Origin of the sequence: Cellulosimicrobium sp. CUA-896 (assembly GCF_001942335.1) — a bacterium.
In the GTDB taxonomy this organism is placed as follows: Bacteria; Actinomycetota; Actinomycetes; order Actinomycetales; family Cellulomonadaceae; genus Cellulosimicrobium.
This window is the reverse complement of the sequence record NZ_MKKH01000002.1, coordinates 15004-36287: the sequence shown is the minus strand read 5'-3', so window position 1 is coordinate 36287 and position 21284 is coordinate 15004. Positions and strand designations below refer to the sequence as shown.

At 75.4% G+C, this 21284-nt stretch carries 18 protein-coding genes and 4 pseudogenes; 13 read left to right on the top strand and 9 right to left on the bottom strand.

The annotated features are described in order from the left end of the window. Positions 1 to 110 precede the first annotated feature (110 nt). Positions 111 to 904 (bottom strand): annotated as a pseudogene (locus tag BJF88_RS00630) (SDR family NAD(P)-dependent oxidoreductase). A 107-nt stretch (positions 905 to 1011) separates the two neighbouring features. Here BJF88_RS00630 and BJF88_RS00625 point away from each other — a divergent pair. The 3 genes and pseudogenes from BJF88_RS00625 (at position 1012) to ilvA (ending at position 4911) form a co-directional block, all read left to right on the top strand. Beyond that, positions 1012 to 2270: pseudogene (locus BJF88_RS00625) on the top strand (cystathionine gamma-synthase). A 68-nt stretch (positions 2271 to 2338) separates the two neighbouring features. Continuing rightward, the gene (locus tag BJF88_RS00620; RefSeq protein WP_369824427.1) at positions 2339 to 3625 is read left to right on the top strand and encodes an AI-2E family transporter; all 1287 of its coding nucleotides are present in this window, start codon (positions 2339 to 2341) and stop codon (positions 3623 to 3625) included. Next, positions 3622 to 4911, top strand: coding sequence for a threonine ammonia-lyase (gene ilvA, locus BJF88_RS00615; protein WP_075827366.1), 1290 nt, complete (start codon positions 3622 to 3624; stop codon positions 4909 to 4911). The genes BJF88_RS00620 and ilvA overlap by 4 nt, the downstream gene beginning before the upstream one ends. Before the next feature lie 76 nt (positions 4912 to 4987). Here the strand turns inward: ilvA and greA are convergent, their stop codons facing one another. Together greA and BJF88_RS00605 are read right to left on the bottom strand one after the other, a co-directional pair. After that, positions 4988 to 5470, bottom strand: a complete 483-nt coding sequence (gene greA, locus BJF88_RS00610) for a transcription elongation factor GreA (protein WP_075827365.1) — start codon at positions 5468 to 5470, stop codon at positions 4988 to 4990. Between the two features lie 336 nt (positions 5471 to 5806). Then, positions 5807 to 6241, bottom strand: coding sequence for a DUF4307 domain-containing protein (locus tag BJF88_RS00605; RefSeq protein ID WP_075827410.1), 435 nt, complete (start codon positions 6239 to 6241; stop codon positions 5807 to 5809). Between the two features lie 200 nt (positions 6242 to 6441). Between BJF88_RS00605 and mca the strand changes: the two genes are divergently transcribed. Genes mca through BJF88_RS00590 form a run of 3 tightly spaced genes read left to right on the top strand, consistent with a single transcriptional unit; the run spans position 6442 to position 8607 of the window. Beyond that, on the top strand, positions 6442 to 7389 hold the full coding sequence (mca, locus tag BJF88_RS00600) for a mycothiol conjugate amidase Mca (RefSeq protein ID WP_075827364.1): 948 nt from the start codon (positions 6442 to 6444) through the stop codon (positions 7387 to 7389). Further along, on the top strand, positions 7386 to 7799 hold the full coding sequence (locus tag BJF88_RS00595; RefSeq protein WP_075827363.1) for a hypothetical protein: 414 nt from the start codon (positions 7386 to 7388) through the stop codon (positions 7797 to 7799). Before mca ends, BJF88_RS00595 begins: the two co-directional genes overlap by 4 nt. 13 nt (positions 7800 to 7812) lie before the next feature. Continuing rightward, positions 7813 to 8607 (top strand): carbon-nitrogen hydrolase family protein, encoded by a 795-nt coding sequence (locus BJF88_RS00590; protein ID WP_075827409.1) that lies wholly within the window; start codon positions 7813 to 7815, stop codon positions 8605 to 8607. 270 nt (positions 8608 to 8877) lie between these two features. Here BJF88_RS00590 and BJF88_RS00585 read toward each other — a convergent pair whose 3' ends face one another. After that, positions 8878 to 9546 (bottom strand): hemolysin III family protein, encoded by a 669-nt coding sequence (locus tag BJF88_RS00585; protein WP_075827408.1) that lies wholly within the window; start codon positions 9544 to 9546, stop codon positions 8878 to 8880. A gap of 387 nt (positions 9547 to 9933) precedes the next feature. On the opposite strand from BJF88_RS00585, the gene BJF88_RS00580 reads away from it, so the two are divergent. From BJF88_RS00580 to BJF88_RS00565, 4 genes are all read left to right on the top strand, one after another. Next, positions 9934 to 10695 (top strand): isoprenyl transferase, encoded by a 762-nt coding sequence (locus tag BJF88_RS00580; protein ID WP_075827407.1) that lies wholly within the window; start codon positions 9934 to 9936, stop codon positions 10693 to 10695. A 327-nt stretch (positions 10696 to 11022) separates the two neighbouring features. Then, the gene (locus tag BJF88_RS00575; RefSeq protein ID WP_369824426.1) at positions 11023 to 11340 is read left to right on the top strand and encodes a MarR family winged helix-turn-helix transcriptional regulator; all 318 of its coding nucleotides are present in this window, start codon (positions 11023 to 11025) and stop codon (positions 11338 to 11340) included. Positions 11341 to 11465: 125 nt separating this feature from the next. Beyond that, positions 11466 to 12626 (top strand): glycerate kinase, encoded by a 1161-nt coding sequence (locus BJF88_RS00570; protein ID WP_075827406.1) that lies wholly within the window; start codon positions 11466 to 11468, stop codon positions 12624 to 12626. Positions 12627 to 12887: 261 nt separating this feature from the next. After that, positions 12888 to 13121: a hypothetical protein gene (locus tag BJF88_RS00565; RefSeq protein ID WP_075827405.1), complete on the top strand. Its 234-nt coding sequence runs from the start codon at positions 12888 to 12890 to the stop codon at positions 13119 to 13121. A 106-nt stretch (positions 13122 to 13227) separates the two neighbouring features. Here the strand turns inward: BJF88_RS00565 and BJF88_RS00560 are convergent, their stop codons facing one another. Beyond that, positions 13228 to 14535, bottom strand: a complete 1308-nt coding sequence (locus BJF88_RS00560) for an alkaline phosphatase (protein ID WP_075827362.1) — start codon at positions 14533 to 14535, stop codon at positions 13228 to 13230. 181 nt (positions 14536 to 14716) lie between these two features. Between BJF88_RS00560 and BJF88_RS00555 the strand changes: the two are divergent. From BJF88_RS00555 to BJF88_RS00545, 3 genes and pseudogenes are all read left to right on the top strand, one after another. Next, positions 14717 to 15917, top strand: a pseudogene (locus BJF88_RS00555) (ferrochelatase). Positions 15918 to 15987: 70 nt separating this feature from the next. Then, entirely contained in the window at positions 15988 to 16737 is a 750-nt protein-coding gene (hemQ, locus tag BJF88_RS00550) for a hydrogen peroxide-dependent heme synthase (RefSeq protein WP_075827361.1), read from the top strand. Positions 16738 to 16820: 83 nt separating this feature from the next. Then, a complete protein-coding gene (locus tag BJF88_RS00545; RefSeq protein ID WP_075827360.1) occupies positions 16821 to 17651 on the top strand; it encodes a tryptophan-rich sensory protein in 831 nt (276 codons plus the stop codon). Positions 17652 to 17693: 42 nt separating this feature from the next. On the opposite strand, the gene BJF88_RS00540 is transcribed toward BJF88_RS00545, so the two are convergent. From BJF88_RS00540 to BJF88_RS00525, 4 genes and pseudogenes are all read right to left on the bottom strand, one after another. Next, on the bottom strand, positions 17694 to 18044 hold the full coding sequence (locus tag BJF88_RS00540; protein WP_075827359.1) for a DUF3140 domain-containing protein: 351 nt from the start codon (positions 18042 to 18044) through the stop codon (positions 17694 to 17696). A gap of 79 nt (positions 18045 to 18123) precedes the next feature. Beyond that, positions 18124 to 19388: pseudogene (locus BJF88_RS00535) on the bottom strand (Glu/Leu/Phe/Val dehydrogenase). A 219-nt stretch (positions 19389 to 19607) separates the two neighbouring features. Then, positions 19608 to 20414: an aldo/keto reductase gene (locus BJF88_RS00530; RefSeq protein WP_075827358.1), complete on the bottom strand. Its 807-nt coding sequence runs from the start codon at positions 20412 to 20414 to the stop codon at positions 19608 to 19610. 80 nt (positions 20415 to 20494) lie between these two features. Beyond that, positions 20495 to 21247, bottom strand: a complete 753-nt coding sequence (locus BJF88_RS00525; RefSeq protein WP_075827357.1) for an AraC family transcriptional regulator — start codon at positions 21245 to 21247, stop codon at positions 20495 to 20497. Positions 21248 to 21284: the final 37 nt, after the last annotated feature.

Genomic DNA, 21284 nt, shown 5'->3' with positions numbered 1-21284 from the left:
TGACGGGGGACCTCGACGAGCGTCTCGCGGATCCGGGCCCACGACGCATCGGCCGGCACCAGGGTGAACGCCCGGGGGCCCCGGGGTGTTCCGTCCCCGGGGACGGGACGCTACGGGACGATCGCGTCGACGTAGCCGCCGTCGACGCGCACGGCGGCGCCCGTCGTCGCGGACGCGAGCGGCGACGCGAGGTAGGCGACCATGTGGGCGATCTCCTCGGGCTCGATGAGCCGCTGCAGCAGCGACTGCGGCCGGTGCTCGCGCATGAACACGCGCTGCGCCTCGTCCCACGGCAGGTCGTCGCCGACGAGCTCGCGCGCGAACGTCTCGACGCCACCGGTGTGCGTCGGACCGGCGAGCACGCTGTTCACCGTGACGCCCGTCCCGGCGGCCGCCTTCGCGAACCCGCGCGAGACGCGAGGAGCGCCGTCTTCGTCACGCCGTAGTGGATCATCTCCGCGGGGATCGCGACCGCCGAGTCGCTGCCGATGAACTGCACCCGGCCCCAGCCGCGCTCCATCATCCCCGGCAGGTACGCGCGGGTCAGCCGCACGCCCGCGAGCACGTTCACCTCCAGGTACCGGCGCCACGTGTCGTCGTCGATCTCCAGCGGGTCCTCGCTCGCGAAGATCCCCAGGTTGTTGACCAGCACGTCGACGTCGGGCACCGCGTCGAGCATCGCGGCCGAACCGTCGTCGGTGGCGAGGTCCGCGGCGATCCCGGTGACCTGCGCGCCCGGCACGTGCGCGCGCACGTCCCGCGCGGCGCGCTGCGCCGTCCCGGCCGACCGCCCGTTCACGACAACGCTCGCCCCGCACGCGGCGAGCGTGCGCGCGATCGCCAGCCCGATGCCCTGCGCCGAGCCCGTGACCAGCGCCGTCCTGCCCTCGAGGTCGATCCTCATGCCTGCCTCCGTCCGTCCCGGCGGCCCACGGTGCCGTCGGCCCACCGTCCCGCCCAGGCCGGCGGCCCCCACCCGGGAGGCGACCGGACGGCACGTAGGCTGGACGGGTGAGCAGCGAGCACCCCGACTGGACCACCACCGGCTTCTCGACGCGCGCGATCCACGCCGGCCAGGACCCGGACCCGACGACGGGCGCCGTCGTGCCGCCCATCCACCAGGTCTCGACGTACAAGCAGGACGCGTCGGCGGCCTGCGCGGCGGCTACGAGTACTCCCGCTCGGCCAACCCCACGCGCACCGCTCTCGAGGAGGCGCTCGCCGCCGCCGAGTCCGGCGGGCTGCGCCCGGCCGCGGACGGGACGCCCCCTGCGCGCGGGTTCGCCTTCGCCTCGGGCCTCGCCGCGGAGGACACGCTGCTGCGCGCCGTGCTGCGGCCCGGCGACCACGTCGTGTTCCCCGGCGACGCGTACGGCGGCACGTACCGGCTCGTCCACCGCGTCTTCGGCCCGTGGGGCGTCGAGCACACGCCCGTCGACATGACGGGCACCGGAGACGCGCAGGCGGCGCTGTCCGGCGTGCGGGCCGCCGTGCGGCCCGGCGCGACCAAGGTCGTGTGGGTCGAGACGCCGACCAACCCGCTCCTCGGCATCAGCGACATCTCGGCGCTCGCGGACCTCGCGCACGACGCCGGGGCGCTGCTCGTCGTCGACAACACGTTCGCCACGCCGTACCTCCAGCAGCCGCTCGCGCTCGGCGCGGACGTCGTCGTGCACTCGACGACCAAATACGTCGGCGGGCACAGCGACGTGGTCGGCGGGGCCCTCGTCGTCGCCACGGGTGCACAGCTCCCCGGCGGCCTGGGCTCGCCCGCGGGCGGGACGGACGTGGCGGGTGCCGTCGGCTTCCACCAGAACTCGTCGGGCGCTGTCGCCGGCCCCTTCGACGCGTGGCTCACCCTGCGGGGGCTCAAGACGCTCGCCGTGCGCATGGACCGACACCAGGCGAACGCCGCCGCCGTCGCCGCGTTCCTCGACGAGCACCCGGGGGTGACGCAGGTGATCTACCCCGGGCTCGCGTCGCACCCCGGGCACGAGACCGCCGCGCGCCAGATGAGCGGGTTCGGCGGCATGGTGTCGTTCCGCACCGGCGGCGAGGCGAAGGCCCTCGAGGTGTGCTCGCGCACGCGCGTGTTCACGCTCGCGGAGTCGCTCGGAGGGGTGGAGTCGCTCGTCGAGCACCCGGGCCGCATGACGCACGCGTCGGTCGCCGGGTCCGCGCTCGAGGTGCCCGACGACCTGGTGCGCCTCTCGGTGGGGATCGAGGACGTGGACGACCTCCTCGCGGACCTCGACCGCGCCCTGTCCTGACGGTGGCGGCGACGGCGCGTCGCCGCGGGCCGGGGCGGTCGTCCCCGCCCTCCCCGTAGGGTGTGGCTGTGACCTCGCAGAACGGCCCGCACGACGAACCCGCCCCGCTGCCGCCCGCCGGTCCGGACACCGTGACGGTCCCCGAGTCGGTCCGCTCCGCGGCGTCGTGGTCGTGGCGGCTGCTCCTCGTCGGGGGCGCCATCGCGGCGGGCGGCTGGCTCGTCGTGCAGCTCAAGGTCATCGTCGTCCCGGTCGCCGTCGCGCTGCTGCTGACGGTGCTGCTCACGCCCGTCCAGCGCGTCCTCCAGCGGCGCCTGCGGATGTCGCGCGGGTGGGCCTCGGGGCTGTCGCTCCTCGGGCTGGTCGTCGTCGTCGCGGCGCTCGTGACCGTCGCCGGACGGTCGATCGTCGGCGGCTTCCAGGACCTGCGCGACCAGGCCGTGCAGGGCTTCGAGCAGTTCACCGACTGGCTCGCCGACGGACCCCTGAGCGTCGACTCGGTGACGCTGAACTCATACCTCGACCAGGCGCAGTCGGCGCTCACCGAGAACCAGGACAGCATCGTGTCCGGCGCGCTCGGCGCGGCCACGACCATCGGGCACGTGCTCGCGGGGGCGCTCATCGCGCTGTTCTGCACGTTCTTCTTCCTGCTCGACGGCAAGCGCATCTGGTCCTGGGTGGTCGGCGTCCTGCCGCTGCGCGCCCGCGACCGCGTGCACCAGGCGGGCCGTCGCGGGGTCGTCACGCTGTCCGCCTACGCGCGCACGCAGATCCTCGTCGCCGCCGTGGACGCCGTCGGCATCGGCGTCGGCGCCGCGTTCTTCGTGCCGAGCCTCGCGCTGCCGCTCGGGATCCTCGTGTTCGTCGGGTCGTTCATCCCGATCGTCGGCGCCATCGTCACCGGCTCCATCGCGGTGCTGGTCGTGCTCGTGGCGCAGGGCTGGGCGCAGGCGCTGATCATGCTCGCCATCGTGCTGCTCGTCCAGCAGATCGAGGGGCACGTGCTGCAGCCTTTCCTCATGGGCCACGCGGTGTCGCTGCACCCCGTCGCCGTCATCCTCGTGGTCGCCGCCGGCAGCTTCGCCGCCGGCATCGTGGGCGCGCTCTTCGCCGTGCCGATCGCCGCGGTCCTCAACACCGTGGTCCTCTACCTGCACGGCCACGACAAGTTCCCCGAGCTCGGCACCGACGACCGCGTCGTCGTGCGGGGGAGTCCCCAGCCACCCGTGGTCGAGAGCGCGGAGGACGACCTGGCCGGGCCCGTGCTGCGCCGCCGCTACCGCTGGCGCGACGCCGCGGCGGCGCGTCGCGACGCGCTGCCCGGCGAGGCGCCGGACGAGGACGTCCCGTCGTGACCGACGGCGGACCCCTCGCCCCGACGGCGCTCGACGACGTCCGCGACGCGGCACGGCTGCTCGACGGCGTCGCCACGGTGACGCCCGTCCAGACGTCGCGCGCGGTCAGCGAGGCCGCCGGCGTCGAGGTGCTGCTCAAGTGCGAGAACCTCCAGCGCGCGGGGTCGTTCAAGGTGCGCGGCGCGTACGTGCGCATGGCCCGGCTGTCCGCCGCCGAGCGGGCCCGCGGGGTCGTCGCCGCGAGCGCGGGCAACCACGCGCAGGGCGTGGCGCTCGCCGCCGGTCTGCTCGGCATCCGTGCCGTGGTCTACATGCCCGTGGACGCGGCGCTGCCGAAGGTGGCGGCGACACGGCAGTACGGCGCCGAGGTGCGCCTCGTGGGCGAGGACGTCGACGAGACCCTCGCCGCCGCGCACGCCGAGGCCGCGCGCACCGGGGCGGTCGTCGTGCACCCGTTCGACCACCCGGATGTCGTCGCGGGCCAGGGCACGATCGCCCTGGAGATCCTCGAGCAGGTCCCGGACGTGCGCACCGTGGTCGCCCCGCTGGGCGGCGGCGGCCTCGTCGCAGGCCTCGCCGCGACGCTCGCCGAGGCGGCTCCGCACGTGCGCGTCGTCGGCGTCCAGGCCGAGCGGGCCGCGGCCTACCCGGTGTCCCTCGCCGCCGGCGAGCCGACGACGTCCCGGGCCGCCGCCACGATGGCCGACGGGATCGCGGTGGGCACCCCGGGCGCGGTGCCGTTCGGCATCCTGCGACGCCTCGGGGTCGAGGTGCGCACGGTGAGCGAGGACGACATCTCGCGCTCCCTGCTCATGGTCGCCGAGCGCGCGAAGCTCCTCGTCGAGCCCGCCGGGGCGGCGGGCGTGGCGGCGCTGCTCGCGGCGTCCCGTGCGCTCGACGCCACGGACCCGGCCCCCGCGCCGGACGTGCCCCGCCCGCTCGAGGGGCCGGTCGTCGTCGTGCTCTCGGGCGGGAACGTGGACCCGCTCGTCCTGCTGCGGGTCGTGCGCCACGGCCTCACCGCCGCCGGGCGGTACGTCCAGCTCCAGGTGCTGCTCGACGACCGCCCGGGCGCGCTCGCCGGCCTGCTCGAGGTCATCTCCGCGCTGCGCGGCAACGTCATGCACATCCACCACGACCGCACCGACGTCGGCCTGGGGTTCGGCGAGGCGTGGGTGCGCATGCAGGTCGAGACCAAGGGGCCGGAGCACTGCGACGAGCTCCTGGCGCGCCTGCGGACGGACGGGTACCGCGTCGAGCGGTCCGGTCGCGCGCCCGGGGCGTAGCGACCGGGACCGTAGCCGGCCGGGACGCACGACGGCCCGGCACCCGCAGCGGGTGCCGGGCGTCATGCGCCGGGCGTCAGCCCTCGAAGGGCTTCGCGTCCGTGATCTTCACGGCGATCTCGTTGCCGTTGGGCGCCGTGTAGCTCGTCTCCTCGCCGACCGACCTGCCGTCGATGGCGGAACCGAGCGGCGAGGTGGGGGAGTACACGTCGAGGTCCGTGGTGTCCGCGATCTCCCGCGAGCCGAGCAGGAACGTCATCTCGTCGCCCGCGATGAGCGCGGTGACGACCATGCCGGGCTCGACCTTGCCGTCGTCCGGGGGCGTGCCGATCTGCACGTTGCGCAGCTTCTCGGTCAGCTCGCGGATGCGGGCCTCGTTCTTCGCCTGCTCCTCGCGGGCCGCGTGGTAGCCGCCGTTCTCCTTGAGGTCGCCCTCGTCGCGCGCCGCGGCGATGCGCTCGGCGATCTCGGTGCGGCCCTCGCCGGACAGGTGGGTCAGCTCCGCCTGCAGCCTGTCGTACGCCTCCTGGGTCAGCCAGGTGACAGAGGTGTCGGTCACGGTCCGCTCCTTCCTTGCGTGGTCGACGACCGCGCCAGGGCGGCCGTGCAGGTGCGGGCAGCCAGGGCGCGTGCGGTTCGCGGTGCGCCTGCCTGCCCGGGTCGGTGACGCTGCCCGGGTGGCAGCGCGTCGTGGCTGGTCCTGGACGCCGGGGACGCCGGGACGCCGGGCGCCGCCACGACGGTGTCGTCACGACGGTTCCGAGCGCGTCCGGGGCGCGGTCCTGCGCAGGAATCCCTCAGGATAGCAAAGGGCGGGCGGCGTCCCGGGCCGTCGCGCCGGGGCGGCGCCACCGGCCGCGACCGGACGGGTCACGCCACGAGCCGCCCCGTCGGGTCACTCCACGACGCGGCAGGACTCGACGACCCCTGTCGTGGCGAGCTCCGACGTGGCGACCCCCACCGTCCAGCGCGACTCGAGCGTCTCGACGGGCCCGACGGTGACGTCCACCGTGCCCACCTGCGCATAGCTCTCGGCCAGCGCGTCGATCGTGCAGCGCGCCGTGGTGCCCGGGGCCATCGACACGTCGAAGGTCACCTCGATGCGCTCGGGCCCCTCGACGTCGAACCCGACCATGTCGTGCCGCACGGGCTCGCTGGCGAGGCGCAGGCCGATGACGACGACCACGGCCAGGCCCACGACCGCCGCGGCTGCGATCGCGACGACGGCGAGCCGTCGTCGTGCCGCCGACGGCTCCGGGCCGTAGCGGCCCGCGGGCGGACGCGCGGGGGCGCCCGGTGCGGGCTGCGGGGCGGTGGTCTCGTTCGTCACGGTGCGGTCCAGGGTCGGGGCCGGTGCGACGACCGTCGGCTCGGGGCGGCGGCCGGGGTTCGTCAGCGGTGGGCGGGGTGAGGGATCATGGTCCACGACCATCTTCGCAGAGCCCGGCGGGTGCCGGGGCACGGCCGCGACAGGCCGCTGCCCGCGCGCGCGGGCCCGTGCGGCGACGCACGACCTACCCGGGAGGACCAGTGGCCGAACCCACGGCCGGACCGACGCCCGTCCGCGAGCAGGGGCCGGAGCGCCTGCGGCTCCTCGCCGTCCACGCGCACCCCGACGACGAGTCGAGCAAGGGTGCCGCGACGACGGCGCGGTACGCGGCGGAGGGCGTCGACGTGCTCGTCGCGACGTGCACCGGCGGGGAGCGCGGCGACATCCTCAACCCGAGCTTCGGGCAGGGGCCGCAGGACGTCGAGGGCATGCGGGCGCTGCGCCGGGAGGAGATGGCGGCCGCGGCGCGGGCGCTCGGCGTGCGCCAGCAGTGGATCGGCTTCGTGGACTCGGGCCTGCCGGAGGGCGACCCGCTGCCCCCGCTGCCCGAGGGCTCGTTCGGTCTCGTCCCGCTCGAGGAGGCGGCCGCGCCCCTCGTCGAGCTGGTGCGCGAGTTCCGGCCCCACGTCGTGACGACGTACGACCCGTCCGGCGGCTACCCGCACCCCGACCACGTCATGTGCCACCGCGTCGCGTACGAGGCGTTCCACGCCGCGGGCGACCCCGAGCGCTACCGCCGCGACGGCGGCGCGGCGCCCTGGTCGCCGCTCAAGCTCTACTACAACCACGACTTCTCGATGAACCGGATCCGCACGCTGCACGAGGCGATGCAGGGCGCCGGCCTCGAGTCGCCCTTCGGCGACTGGGTCGAGTCCCGCTCGGCGCGCGAGATCCCCGAGCGCGAGGTCACCACGCGCGTCGAGGTGGCGCGGTACTACCCCCAGCGCGACGCCGCGCTCGTCGCGCACGCCTCGCAGATCGACCCCGAGGGGTTCTTCTTCGCCATCCCGCGCGACCTCGAGGCCCAGGTGTGGCCCTTCGAGGAGTACGAGCTCGCGGAGTCGCGCGTCCCGACCGAGCTGCCCGAGGACGACCTGTTCGCGGGCGTGCGGGAGCTCGTCGCCACGGGCTCCGGGAGCGCCGCGTGAGCCCGGCGGCGGGCGCCGTCCCGCTGCTCGGCGGGCAGCTCGACGCGTCCACCGGCGCGGGCGGCCCCGGCTGGGCCGCGGACGTCGTCGCCGAGACCGCGACGCCCGCCCCGAGCCCGTCCGAGGACCCGCTGCGCCCCGAGCTCGAGCCCACCGACGTCTCGCCGGGGCTCGCGGGCTTCCTCGCGATCTTCGCCGTCGCGCTGGCCGCCGTCGCGCTGTTCTTCGGGCTGTCGCGCCAGCTGCGCCGCATGCGGCGCAACGCCGAGGACCGGGGCATCCCGGTCGAGGACCGGCGCGGCGCCCGGAGGCCCGGCGGTGCGGGGCCCGCCGACGACGCAGGCCCGGCGGGCGACGCGCCCGGCGACGCCGACCCCGGCGAGGGCACGTCCACCGGCCGCGGACGCTGACGTGACGGGTGGCGTGCGGGTCACGATCGGCCAGGTCGAGGTCTCGGCGGACCACGCCGCGAACCTCGTCGCCGTCGGCGCGGTCTTCCGCGACGCGGCCCGCGTCGGCACCGACCTCCTCGTGCTGCCCGAGTACGCCGCGGCCTTCGACCCGCACGGCACCGGCCCCGAGAATGCCGAGCCCCTCGACGGACCGTTCGTCACGACGCTGCGCCGGCTGGCCCGGCAGCACGGGGTGGCGGCGGTCGCCGGGACCCTGCTGCCGGGGTCCGACCCGGCGCGCGCGGTGAACGCCGTCGTCGGGGTCGACGCCGACGGCGGTCTCGTCGGCGTCTACCGCAAGGTCCACCTCTACGACGCGTTCGGCCACCGCGAGTCCGAACGGCTCGAGCCGGGCGACCCGGCGGCGCCGCCGCTCGTGCTCGACGTCGGCGGGCTCACCTTCGGCGTCATGACGTGCTACGACCTGCGCTTCCCGGAGAGCGCCCGCCGGCTCGTCGACGCGGGGGCCGACGTCCTCGTCGTCCCGGCGGCGTGGGCCGCGGGCCCGCTGAAGGCCGACCACTGGCGCACGCTCGCCCGCGCCCGCGCGATCGAGAACACCGCGGTCGTCCTGGCCGTCGGGCAGGCGGGCCGGGGCGTGACCGGCCGCTCCCTCCTCGTCGGCCCCGACGGTCAGGTCGGGATCGAGCTCGGCGAGCGCGCCGAGCTGCGCACGGCCGACCTCGATCCCGCGGCGCTCGCCGCCGTGCGGGAGCAGAACCCGTCCCTCGCGAACCGCCGCTACGTCGTCGTCCCCCGGGACTGACCGGCCGCGGGCGCCGTCGACCGCCGAACCCGGGGTTGTGCGCCGGGGGCGTTTCCGAACCCCGGGTTGGCTGCCGAACTCGACCCTGAGAGGTACACAAGCCGGGGTTCGAGGTGCCGGTCGACGGTCGAGCCGCCGAGCCCGGATTGTGCGCCGGGGGCGTTGCCGAACCCCGGGTTGTCTGCCGAATCCGACCCTGAGAGGCGCACAAGCCGGGGTTCGCCGTGGCACCCGACCGCGCGGACCCCGCCCGCGCCGGGGGCAGGGGAGTCAGCGCGCGGCGACGGCCGCGAGGGTGATCGCGACGAAGTGGCACGCGAACCCGATGACGGTGAGCACGTGGAAGATCTCGTGGAACCCGAACCAGCGCGGGCTCGGGTTCGGGCGCTTGATGCCGTAGACGACGGCGCCGAGCGTGTAGGCCAGGCCGCCCGCGGCGACGAGCCACACGATCGCCGGGCCGTTCGTGGTGGTCCAGAACTGGGGCATGTAGCCCACGGCGACCCAGCCGAGCGCGACGTAGACCGGCACGTAGACCCACCGCGGCGCGTGGAGCCACAGGATGCGGGCGAGCAGGCCGAGCAGGGCGCCGCCCCACACGACCAGCAGGAGGGTCGTGGCCGTGCGCTGCGGCAGCAGGAGCACCGCGAGCGGCGTGTAGGTCCCCGCGATGATGAGGAAGATGTTCGCGTGGTCGGCGCGGCGCAGGATGCCGGCGACCCGGGGCGACCACCTGCCGCGGTGGTACACCGCGCTCGTGCCGAAGAGCAGGCACGCGGTGAGTCCGAAGATCGCGCACGAGACCTTGCCCGCGACCGGCGGGGCGATCACGACGAGGACGATGCTGGCGACGAGCACGACGGGGAACGTGCCGGCGTGGATCCAGCCGCGCAGCCGCGGCTTGACGGCGTCGGCGACGTGCGTCACCGCGTCGGTCAGGGTGCCGCGGACCGCGTCGAGGGCGTGGGAACCGTCCTCCGTCGTCGACGCGTCGTGACGTGGCTCCGCGCCCGTCGCGTGCGCGTGCGGTCGCTCGGGCGTCGGTCCTGCCACCGGTCCTCCTGGGGTGCTCGCACGGTCGTGGTCGCGAGGCGGGGGCGGCCCGGTCGCGAACCTACGCCATCGTAGGTTACGCGGGCGTAGGTCTGCGCGTCGACGGTGTCGAGCGCTGTGAAGATCCTGGGCAGAGCGCTGCGCGGCTCGCACGACGGGCCCGTCCGCGGTGGCGGTGGGAGTACGGTGTGGCAGGCCGGTCCGGCCGGGGCGCAGGCGCGCCCGCGCCCGCCGCCGTCGAACCCGTCGCCGAGCCACCGCCGAGGAAGAGTCGTGCGCCTGCCCCACCCCGTCTACCGGCTCTACGAGCGTCGCCTGGCCGCGTCGCTCTCGCACGAGGGCATCCCGCGGCACGTGGGCGTCATCCTGGACGGCAACCGTCGCTGGGCCCGGTCCTTCGGGGAGACCGCCGCGACCGGGCACCGCCGTGGGGCCGACAAGATCGACGAGTTCCTCGGCTGGAGCGAGGATCTCGGCGTCGAGGTCGTGACGCTGTGGATGCTGTCCACCGACAACCTGGCGCGCTCCCAGGAGGAGCTCGCGGCGCTGCTCGACATCATCGAGGACGCCGTGCGCGACCTCGCGGAGACCGGCCGCTGGCGGCTGCGTGTCATGGGTCGCCTCGACCTGCTGCCCGAGCGCCTCGCCGGTGCCCTGCGCGACGCGCAGCAGCGCACGGCCGCCGTCGACGGCCTGCAGGTGAACGTCGCGATCGGGTACGGGGGCCGGCACGAGATCGCCGACGCCGTGCGGTCCTACCTGCGCGAGCAGGCCGACGCGGGCGCGCGGCTGGAGGACCTCGCGGAGAACCTCGACGTCGAGCACATCGAGGAGCACCTGTACACGAAGGGGCAGCCGGACCCGGAGCTCGTCATCCGCACGTCGGGCGAGCAGCGGCTCGGCGGGTTCCTGCTGTGGCAGAGCGCGCACTCGGAGTTCTACTTCTGCGAGGCGTACTGGCCGGACTTCCGGCGCGTCGACTACCTGCGCGCGCTGCGCGCGTACTCGCAGCGCGAGCGGCGCCTCGGCCGCTGAGGCGCTCGCGTCCAGCACGCGCGGCCCACGAGTCGCCGGCACTACAGTCGACCGCGACGCAGCGACGGGAGGGCGCATGGCCGACGACGCGAGGACGCCCGAGGGCGACGACGCGCCCGGTGACGACTCGCCCGGCGGGGACGTGGGCGGCGGGGACGTGGCCCGCCCGCACGGCGCCGGCGCCCGTCTCGCCGTCGAGACGTGGGAGTCGCTGTTCCGTACCCAGGTGGCGCTCATGCGCCGGTTCCAGGCCGACCCGATCTGGGACGAGCTGACGATGCGCGAGTACGACGTGCTGTTCTCGCTGACGAAGGGCCCGCGGACGGGATGCGGCTGCGCGACCTCAACGCGCTCATCCTCCTCAGCCAGCCGTCGCTCAGCCGGATGGTCGACCGGCTCGCGCAGCGCGGCCTCGTGGAGCGGACCGTCGCGACGGACGACGCGCGCGGCGTCCTCGTGCGCCTCACCGACGAGGGCGCGCGCGTGCAGCGCGACATCGGCCGTGCCCACGCGCGGACCATCGCGCGGCACGTCGGGGGAGTGCTGGACGAGACGGAGCTGGCCACGCTCGGGGCGCTCCTCGACCGGCTCCGCGCCGCGCAGGACCCCGTCGGGCAGCGCCGTCTCCCGGGGAGCCACCACTAGGATCGCGCCGTGTCCTCATCGTCGAGCACCACCGCGCCCACGTCTCTGCCGACGGACCTCCCGACGGCCCGGCCGAGCGGCGACCCGCTGCGCGTCGTCGTCGCCCCGACTCGTTCAAGGGCAGCCTGAGCGCCGCGGAGGTCGCGAGCGCCGTCGCCGCCGGGGTCCGCGCCGTCGTCCCGGACGCGCACGTCAGCGAGCTGCCCATGGCCGACGGCGGCGAGGGCACGCTCGACGCGCTGCTCGCCGTCTGGGGCGTCCCGGCGCGCGACGTCGTCACGGTCGACGCGATCGGCCGTCCGCGCACCGCCCGCTACGGCGTCTCGCCCGACGGCCGGCTCGGCGTGGTCGAGCTCGCCGAGGCGAGCGGGCTGCCCCACGTGAGCGACGTGGCACCCCAGCCGCTGCGCGCGCACACGCGCGGAACGGGCGAGGTGGCCGCGGCGGTCCTCGACGCGGGGGTCGACGAGGTGCTCGTGTGCCTCGGCGGCTCCGCCTCGACGGACGGCGGTTCGGGCATCCTCACGGGGCTGGGCGTGCGCCTCCTCGACGACCGCGGCGAGCCGGTGCCCGACGGCGGCGAGGGCCTCGCGCGCGTCGCGCACCTCGACCTGGCGGGGCTGCACCCGCGGGCGCGCGACGTGTCCTGGCGGCTCGCGGTCGACGTGACGAACCCCCTGCACGGCGAGCGCGGTGCCGCGCACGTGTTCGGCCCGCAGAAGGGCGCGGCCCCGGCGGACGTCGCGTTCCTCGACGACGCGCTGCAGCGCTGGGCGGGGCTGCTCGAGCGCGAGGCCGGGGTCGCCGTCGCGCACGTCCCCGGTGCCGGCGCCGCCGGCGGCGTCCCCGCCGGGCTCGTCGCGGTGCTCGGGGCGCAGCTCGAGCCCGGCGCACGCCTGGTGGCCGACGCGATCGGCCTGCGGGACGCGCTGGAGCGCGCCGACCTCGTCATCACGGGCGAGGGCTCGTTCGACTCGCAGTCGGTCGAGGGGAAGGTCGCGGACGCCGTCGGGGCGCTCGCGGCGCAGGCGCCGCACCGCCCGCCCGTCGTCGTGCTCGCAGGGCGCGTGCTGCTACCCGCGGAGCGGGCGCGCGCCGCGGGCATCGCCGCGGCGTTCAGCATCGCCCCCGGCCCGGTCGAGCTCGAGGAGCTCATGGGGCGGACCCGGCCGCGCCTGACCGACCTCGCCGCGACCGTGACGAGCCTCGTGCTGGCGTCGCGCCCGCACCTCCCGCCGGCTCCGGTGGAGCCCTCCGACGACGCCCGGGAGCGTTCCTCGGCCTGAGCGGCCCGCGCGCTCGGGACGCAGCATCGTCCACCGCCGATCGCTCGTCACGGTTGCAGCACGACTCGACCTCGTCGTCGATCTCGCCCCCCTCACCCGGTGCCGACGGTCACGGCCGCGGGCGGTTGCGATCCCGCCCGGACCGGCGGAGCGTGGGTGCTACGACTCGTGCCGGCACGGCCTGGGGACAGCGCCGCGACCCGGCAGGGCCGCGGATCGCCCGACCCGACGGAACGCTGGACCGAAGTGGAGGAGACCGACGTGGCGCAGAACGAGGAGACCGGTGGGGTCACCGGCACGAAGGACAAGGACTACGACATCATCTGGTTCGTCGAGCAGTGCCTGAGCAACGTGCTGCGCCTGGAGGAGTACGTCCAGGACGCGGAGCGCGACGGCGACGCGGAGCTCGCGGACTTCTTCCGGCGCGCGCAGCACGAGAGCCAGAAGGGCGCCGAGCAGGGCAAGCGGATCCTCGCCGGCCGGCTCGCCGGCTGAGGACGGACGCCCCCGCTGCACGTGGCACCCCGTCCGTCCGGTGACGGGCCGGCCCCCGCGGTCCGGCGGCCGCGCCGTGCGCGTCGGCCGCCGGACCGGTCGGCGCTCAGCCGCGTCCGCGGCCCAGCATCGCCCGCAGCACGACGTCGTGGACGTCGGTGTTGCGCTGCGCCCCGGTGAGGTCCTCGGCGCCGGGCCCCTGCGCGGTCAGCGGCGTCGCCTCGCCGGTGTGGCCGCCCGTGGTCCAGTCCACCGTGAACTGCAGGTCGGAACCCGCGAGGTCGAACGGGCCGTCCTCGGTCGTCGCGCCCTCGCCGGACTCGTCCTCGTCGTCGACGTTCTCGATCGCGAGGCCGCCCGTCGCGTGGTCGCCGACGACGAGCACGAGCGTGCCCCGGTGGCGCGACGCGAAGTCGAGCGCGAGCGCGACCGTCTCGTCGAGCGCCTGGCCCGCCTGGATGGTGCGTGTGGCGTTGCTGCGGTGCGCGAACTCGTCGACGGCCTCCTCCTCGACCAGCAGGAAGAACCCGTCGCGGTCGCGCGAGAGCACGTCGAGCGCCTTGGCCGTCATGTCGACGAGCGGCACCTCCGGCTCGTACAGGTCGCCCTCGCCCTCGTTGCGCTGCTCGAACATCTCCTCGTTGGCGAACAGCCCGAGCAGGCGCCCGCGGCCGGCGGCGGCGAGGCCCTCGGCGTCGGTCACGTACGTGTAGCCGAGCTCTTGCGCCCGCTCGACGAGGTTGCCGGCGGTGCCGCGGCTCTGCTCGGTCGGGTCCTTGGCCGGGTTGTCCGGCCACGCGCCCGGGTCTCCCTCGGGGTACCACCAGTCCTCGCCGCCGCCCAGGACGACGTCCGGCCGCGAGCTCTCGAGGAACTGGCGGGCGATCTCGCTCTGGTCCCCGCGGTCGGGCACGTGCGCCCCGAACGCACCGGGCGTCGCGTCGGTGACCTGCGCCGTCGTGACGAGACCGGTGGCCTTGCCCGCTCCGCGCGCCCGCTCGAGGAGCGTCGGCACGGGGTTCCCCGCGGCGTCGACGCCGACCGCCCCGTTGTAGGTCCGGACGCCGGACGCGAACGCGGTCGCGCCCGCGGCGGAGTCGGTGACGGCCTCCTCGGGGTCGGCGGAGTCGGTGGTGGTCCAGCCCGCGTGCTCGAGCGAGTCCATGGCGAGCTGCCCGTCCTTGCCGACGGTGGCGAGGCGGACGACCTCGCGGTGGGACAGCCCGAGGCCGTCCCCCTGGATGAAGATGACGTTCCTGGCGCGGTCGCCCCGGCCGCGGTCGTCAGGACGGCCGTGGCCGTCCCCGCCGTCGCCGCCCTGCCCCCAGCCGCCCAGCGGCAGGAGCGCCGCGAGCGCCGCGGCGGCGGCGGCCCCGGCCGCTCCCGACCTCCATGTGGTGCGTCGTGCGTCCATGAGTCCTCCTTCGAGACCCGACGGCGGCGCCGATGCCGCCGACCTCACCACGCTAGGACGGGTGCCCGGCCTCACCAGTCGGCGTGGACCGAGGGAGGTGACACAGTGTCCGTTCGATGTCACGTCCGCGGCGTCGCGTTCGCGGCTGGTGCGTGCCCGCGGTGGTGACATCATCGAGACCATGCCCCCGTTCTCCCCCCAGGACACCGCTGCCGACGTCGCCCCCGCGGCCCACGACGCCCACGCCGTCCGCGACACGCCTGACGTCCGCCCCTACGACGCGCTGTTCCTCTACTCGTTCGGCGGCCCGAACGAGCCCGAGGACGTCGTGCCGTCCTGCGGAACGTGACCGCCGGCAAGGGGATCCCGGACGCGCGCCTCGAGGAGGTCGGGGAGCACTACTACGGGTTCGGCGGCAGGAGCCCGATCAACGAGCAGAACCTCGCGCTCAAGGCGGCGCTCGAGGCCGAGCTCGCACGCCGGGGCGTCGAGCTGCCGGTGGTGTGGGGCAACCGGAACTGGGAGCCGTACACCGACGACGCGATCAGCGAGCTCGAGGCCCTCGGCGCGCAGCGTGCCGTCGCCTGGTGACGTCCGCGTACTCGTCGTACTCCGGCTGCCGCCAGTACCGCGAGGACCTCGCGGTCGTGCTCGAGAAGCGCGGCCAGCTCGGGGCGACCGGTTCCACGGGCGTGCAGTTCGACAAGATCCGCTCCTACTTCAACCACCCCGGCTTCGCGCAGGCGAACGTCGACGCCGTCCTCGACGGGTACGCGGCGCTCGCGGAGCGGGGCGGCGACGGCGCGGCCGCGCGTCTCGTGTTCGTCACGCACTCGATCCCGGACACGATGGAGGCGGCCTCGCGCGTCGCGATGGCGACCTACTCCGAGCAGCACCTCGACCTGGCGCGCGTGATCGTCGCCGAGGTCTCCGCGCGGCTCGGGCACGACGTCGCGTGGGACCTCGCGTACTGCTCGCGCTCCGGGCCGCCGAGCCAGCCGTGGCTCGAGCCCGACGTCAACGACCACCTCGAGGCGCTCGCCGGGGACGGTGTGCGCGACGTCGTGCTAGCGCCCATCGGGTTCATCTCGGACCACATGGAGGTCGCCTACGACCTCGACACGGAGGCGCTCGAGACGGCCGGGGAGCTCGGCATGACGGCCGTCCGGGCGGGCACGGTGAGCACGCGCGAGCCGTTCGTCCGCGGTCTCGTCGACCTGCTGCTCGAGCGCGCCGCGCTGGCCCGCGGCGAGGACGTCGCGCAGGCGACCGTGGGCGACCTGCCCCCGTTCCGCTCGGTGTGCGCGCCCGGCTGCTGCCTGCGCCGCGACGGCGAGCCGAGCGGCGTCCCCGCGCTGTGCAGCACCGACCTGTACTCGTGACCCTGCGTCGTCCCGGACCCGACGACGCACGACGTCCCGCACCGACCCCGCACGAGGAGCCCTGGACCCGATGACCGAGGAGCACGGACCCGGCGCCGCCCGCGTCCCCGCCGACCACGAGCAGATCAACGCCACCATCCGCTACGCGATGTGGTCGGTGTTCGCGACGGCCGCCCCGCTGCCCGCGAACGCCGACGAGCGGGCCGCGCTCGTCACGGAGGCCCTCGACGCGGTGGGCGGTGGCGACGCCCCGGCCGCCACCGACGGCGAGCTCGTCGTGCGCGGCTGGTACGACGTCGCGGGCCTGCGCTCGGACGCGGACCTCATGGTGTGGTGGCACGGACCGACGATCGAGTCGGTGCAGGGCGCCTACCAGCGGCTGCGCCGCAGCGGTCTCGGCGCGCACCTCGAGCCCGTGTGGTCCAACGCGGCGCTGCACCGCCCCGCGGAGTTCAACCGCGGCCACGTCCCGGCGTTCCTCGCGGGGGAGGACCCGCGCGGCTACCTGTGCGTGTACCCGTTCGTGCGGTCCTACGAGTGGTACCTGCTCCCGGACGCCGAGCGTCGCACGATGCTGCGCGACCACGGTCTCGCCGCCAAGGACTACCCCGACGTCCGGGCGAACACCGTCTCGTCGTTCGCGCTCGGCGACTACGAGTGGATCCTCGCGTTCGAGGCCGACGAGCTGCACCGCATCGTCGACCTCATGCGCGAGCTGCGGAACACCGAGGCCCGGCGCCACGTGCGCGAGGAGGTCCCCTTCTTCACGGGCCCGCGCACGAGCCTGACCGCCTGGGCGGACCGCCAGCCGGTCGCCTGACCCGGGTCCCTCCGGGCCGCGTTCTTCGTGCCCGGCCGGCGCCCCGGGATGCTCAGCATGCTGAGCGATGTCATGGTGGGGGCATGACGACCGCAGCCGCCTCCCCGCACCTCGCCGTCCCGCCGACGTCGGGCGACCGCGTCCGGCAGGTCGTGGTCCTGATCGGCTCGCTCGTCGCCGCCGGCGCCGCCGCCTACGGCGCCGGCGCGTTCGGCGGCACCGCCGTCGAGCAGACCGCCGGGGGAGCGCTGTCCGCGACGGCCACCCCCGTGGCCCCCGACAACCCGGCCTTCCGCATCTGGTCGGTCATCTACCTGGGGCTCTTCGCGTTCGCGGTGTACCAGGTGCTGCCGCGGCACGCCGCGACGCCCCGCCTGCGGGCCACGGCGTGGTGGGTGCTCGCTTCGATGGTGCTCAACGCCGCCTGGATCGGCGTCGTGCAGGCGGGCTGGCTCGTCGCGAGCGTCGTCGTGATCGCCGCGCTGCTCGCCGTGCTCGCGGTCCTCGTCGTGCGACTCGTGCGGTCGGTGCCCGACGGCGCGGCGCAGGCCGTCGTGCTCGACGGCACCGTCGGGCTGTACACGGGCTGGGTGAGCGTCGCGACGCTCGCGAACGTCGCCGCGGTGCTCGCGGACGCCGGGGTGGGCGGCCTCGGTCTCGGCGCGACCGGCTGGGGCGTCGTCGTCGTGGCGCTCGCGGCCGCGCTGTCCGTCGCGTGGGCCGCCTTCGCGGGCCGGCGTCGCGGCGTGGCGCTCGGGATCGCGCTCGCGATGTCGTGGGGGCTGGCCTGGGTCGCGGTGGGGCGGTTCGCCGGTCCGCTCGAGGACACGACGGTCGCGTGGGCGGCCGCGGCGGCGTCGGCGGTCGCGCTCACGGCCGGCCTCGTCGCCGTCCTGCGCCGTCGGAGCGCCTGAGCACGCTCGGACGCAGCCGGGCGTCTCGGTGCCGCGGGGCGTTCAGTCCGTCGCGAGCGGGTCGTGACCCCAGTTCATGAGGGAGTACCGCCACGCGGTGTCGCGGACGTCGCCGTCGGGCCGCTGGGCGGAGTGCCGGGCGACGTAGCCGGTGACCTTCCGCATGTGCTCAAGGTCCGACTCGCTCAGGTCGTCCTTCTTCGTGCGCAGCAGCTCGACGATCCGCCGGCCGGACGCGTGGCCGGTGCTCTCCGACCCGTCCGACGACTTCTGCCCCACCGACCGCGACTCGTCGGTCTCGAGCCACGACTCGAGCTCCGAGGCCGTCATGGTGACGGCCTCGGAGAAGTCGTGCCGGATCTGGTCCGCGTCCTCGTGCACGTCCTTCGTCATGGCACCAGGGTGCCCGTGCGCACGGCCGCTCGCTCGGTTGGACGCGGTGATGCTGCCGGGGACGTGGGTCAGCGGTGGCTCAGGGGTACAGGCCCCGGATCTGGTGGGCCTCCGCGACGCGCTGCACGCCGATGACCAGCGCGGCGTCGCGCAGGCTCAGCCCCTCGCGGCGCGCGAGGCCCGACACCTCGTCGTACGCGTGCTGCATGCGGTGCTCGAGCTTCTCGTCGATCTCCTGCGCGGTCCACCAGTAGGCCTGGTTGGCCTGGACCCACTCGAAGTACGACACGACGACGCCGCCCGCGTTGGCGACGACGTCCGGCACCACGGTCACGCCGCGCTCGGCCAGGACGCGGTCGCCGTCGGCGGTCGTCGGCCCGTTCGCTCCCTCGACGACCCACCGGGCCCGCACGCGCGCGGCGGACGCGCCGTCGAGCACGCCGCCGACCGCGGCCGGGACGAGGACGTCCACGTCGAGCGCGAGGAGGTCGTCGTTCGCGATCGGCTCGGCGCGCTCGAAGCCCACGACGCTGCCCGTGCGCTCCGCGTGCTCGAGCAGGCCGCGCACGTCGAGGCCGCCCGGGTCGCGGACCCCGCCGTACTGGTCGGAGACGGCGACGACCCGCGCCCCGCGCGCCGCGAAGATCGCCGCCGCGTGGGACCCGACCTTCCCGAAGCCCTGGATGGCGACGGTCACCTCCGACAGGTCGGCACCCGCCTCGGCGAGCGCGGCGGCGGTGACGTGCACGACGCCGGCGGACGTCGCGTCGTGCGGCCGAGCGATCCGCCCACGGTGATGGGCTTGCCCGTCACGACGGCGGGGATCGTGTAGCCCTGGTTGACCGAGTACGTGTCCATGACCCAGGCCATGGTGCGCTCGTCGGTCCCCATGTCGGGCGCCATGATGTCCCGCTCCGGGCCGACGACCGGCATGATCTCGGACGTGTAGCGGCGGGTGACGCGCTCGAGCTCGGCGTCGGTGTGCGCGCGCGGGTCGATCGCCACGCCGCCCTTCGCCCCGCCGTAGGGCAGGTCGACGACGGCGCACTTCCAGGTCATCCACATGGCGAGCGCCCGGACCTCGTCGATGTCGACCGAGGGGGCGTAGCGCAGGCCGCCCTTGCCGGGGCCGCGCGAGACGTTGTGCTGCACGCGGTAGCCGTGGAAGAGCACGGTCGTGCCGTCGTCGCGGCGCAGCGGCACGGCGACGTGCACCTCGCGGCGCGGGGTCGCGAGCATGCGGTGCAGGCCGTCGTCGTAGCCGAGGAACGCGGCGGCACCGGCGAGCTGGGCGTGCGCGGTGGCGAGCGGTGAGCCGGGGTCCGGCTCGCGGCCGACGGGCATCGCGTCGGCAGGCGCTGGGGCGGTCGCGTCGGTAGGCGCCGGGGTGCTCGCGTCGGTCGGGGTGGGTGGGGTCGTCTGGGGTGCTGACGTCGTCGTCACGGGTCCTCCGGTCCGAGGTGGTCCGGGCGCGGCGGGGGTGTGCCGTGCCCGGACCACAACGTACCGCGGTCCGCGGGGCGCGCAGCGGCGCGCCCCGCGGACCGGCGGGAGGAACCGTCGTCAGCCGGCGAGGCCGTCGACCGCCGCGCGCTCGTCCTCGGTGAGGGAGAACCCCGTGACGCGGAAGTTCTCCTCGATGCGCGAGGGCGTCACCGACTTGGGGATGACGACGAAGCCGTGGTCGAGGTGCCAGCGCAGCACGACCTGCGTCGGGGTGACCCCGTGTGCGGACGCGACCTCGGCGAGCACGGGCGCGTCGAGGTCGGTGCGCTTGAACGGGCTGTACCCCTCGAGCACGACGCCGCGCCGCGCGAGCTCGGACGCGGTCTTCGCGTCGTAGTCCGCGGGGCTCCACGGGATCTGGTCCACCGCGGGCGTCTCGCCGACCTGCTCGGAGAGGATGTCGACCTGCTCGACGGAGTAGTTGCTCACGCCGATCGAGCGGACCTTGCCCTCGTCGCGCAGCTCGACGAACCGCTCCCACACCCACGGGGACGCCTCGCCGGACGGCGGCCAGTGGATGAGCCAGAGGTCGACGTGGTCGGTGCCGAGGTCGCGCAGCGAGGCCTCGAGCGTCTCGCGCTCCTTGCCCGCCGCGTCCGGCGGGAGCTTCGTCGTGACGAACACGTCGTCGCGGTCGACGCCCGAGTCGGCGAGAGCGCGTCCCACCTGCGACTCGTTGCCGTAGCCGGTCGCGGTGTCGACGTGGCGGTAGCCGACGTCGAGCGCGTGCCGCACGGCGCGGTAGCAGTCGTCGCCCTCGGACTGCCACGTGCCGATGCCGAGCAGCGGGATGGCGCCGCCGGGGAGCGTCGCGGTGGGGATGCCGGAGGTGTCGGGTCCGGGGGTTCCGGGTGCAGTGGTCATGGGCACCAGTCTTCGTGCCCGACGCCGACCCTCGCCACCGGTGGACCCCGTCGGTCCGTGCTGCGGGCGGCGCGGGAGGCTCAGCGGGCGGTGCGACGGCGGTACTGCGCCGGCGTCTCGCCGGTCAGGCGCGCGAACGTGCGCGTGAACGACGGCTGGTCGTAGAACCCCGACGCCGCCGCCACGTGCGCGAGCGTGCCCTCGCCCGCGGCGAGCAGCCGGGTCGCGCGGTCCACCCGCGTGCGCAGCACGAGCTGGCGCGGGGTGACGCCGTACACGCGGCGCACGCGCCGCTCGAGCGTCGCGGACGAGCAGCCGGCGGCGTCCGCGAGCAGTCCCGTCGTCCACCGCGCCGCGGGGTCGGCCTCGAGCGCCGCGACGAGCGCGGACACCGACGCCATCGTCGCGTCGTCGGCCTCGCCGGCCCGCAGGTCGTGCGACACGGACACGAGCCCGAGGAGGCGGCCCGCGTCGTCGTGCACGGGGAGCTTCGCCGTGAGGAACCAGCCCGCCGTGCCCCCGAGGCGCCGGATGCGCTCGAGCTCCCCGCGCAGCGGCCGGCCGGTGCGCAGCACCTCCGCGTCCTGCTGCTCGTAGCGCTCCGCGAGCTGGGGGACGAAGAGGTCGCCGGCGCGTCGCCCGACCACGGCCCGGCGCGAGCGCTCCGTGGTGCGTGCCACGAACACCGGGTTGACCGCGACGTACCGCCCCGTGACGTCCTTCGCGCAGAACATCGTGCCGGGCAGCTCGTCCATGAGGGCCACCATCGCGGGGCTGAGCGCCGCGAGCAGCGCCTCGGCCTCGGGCCACGAGTTGTCGCGAACGGCTGCCATGTCGACCCGGATCGTACAAGACAGGTCGCGCGCGGCG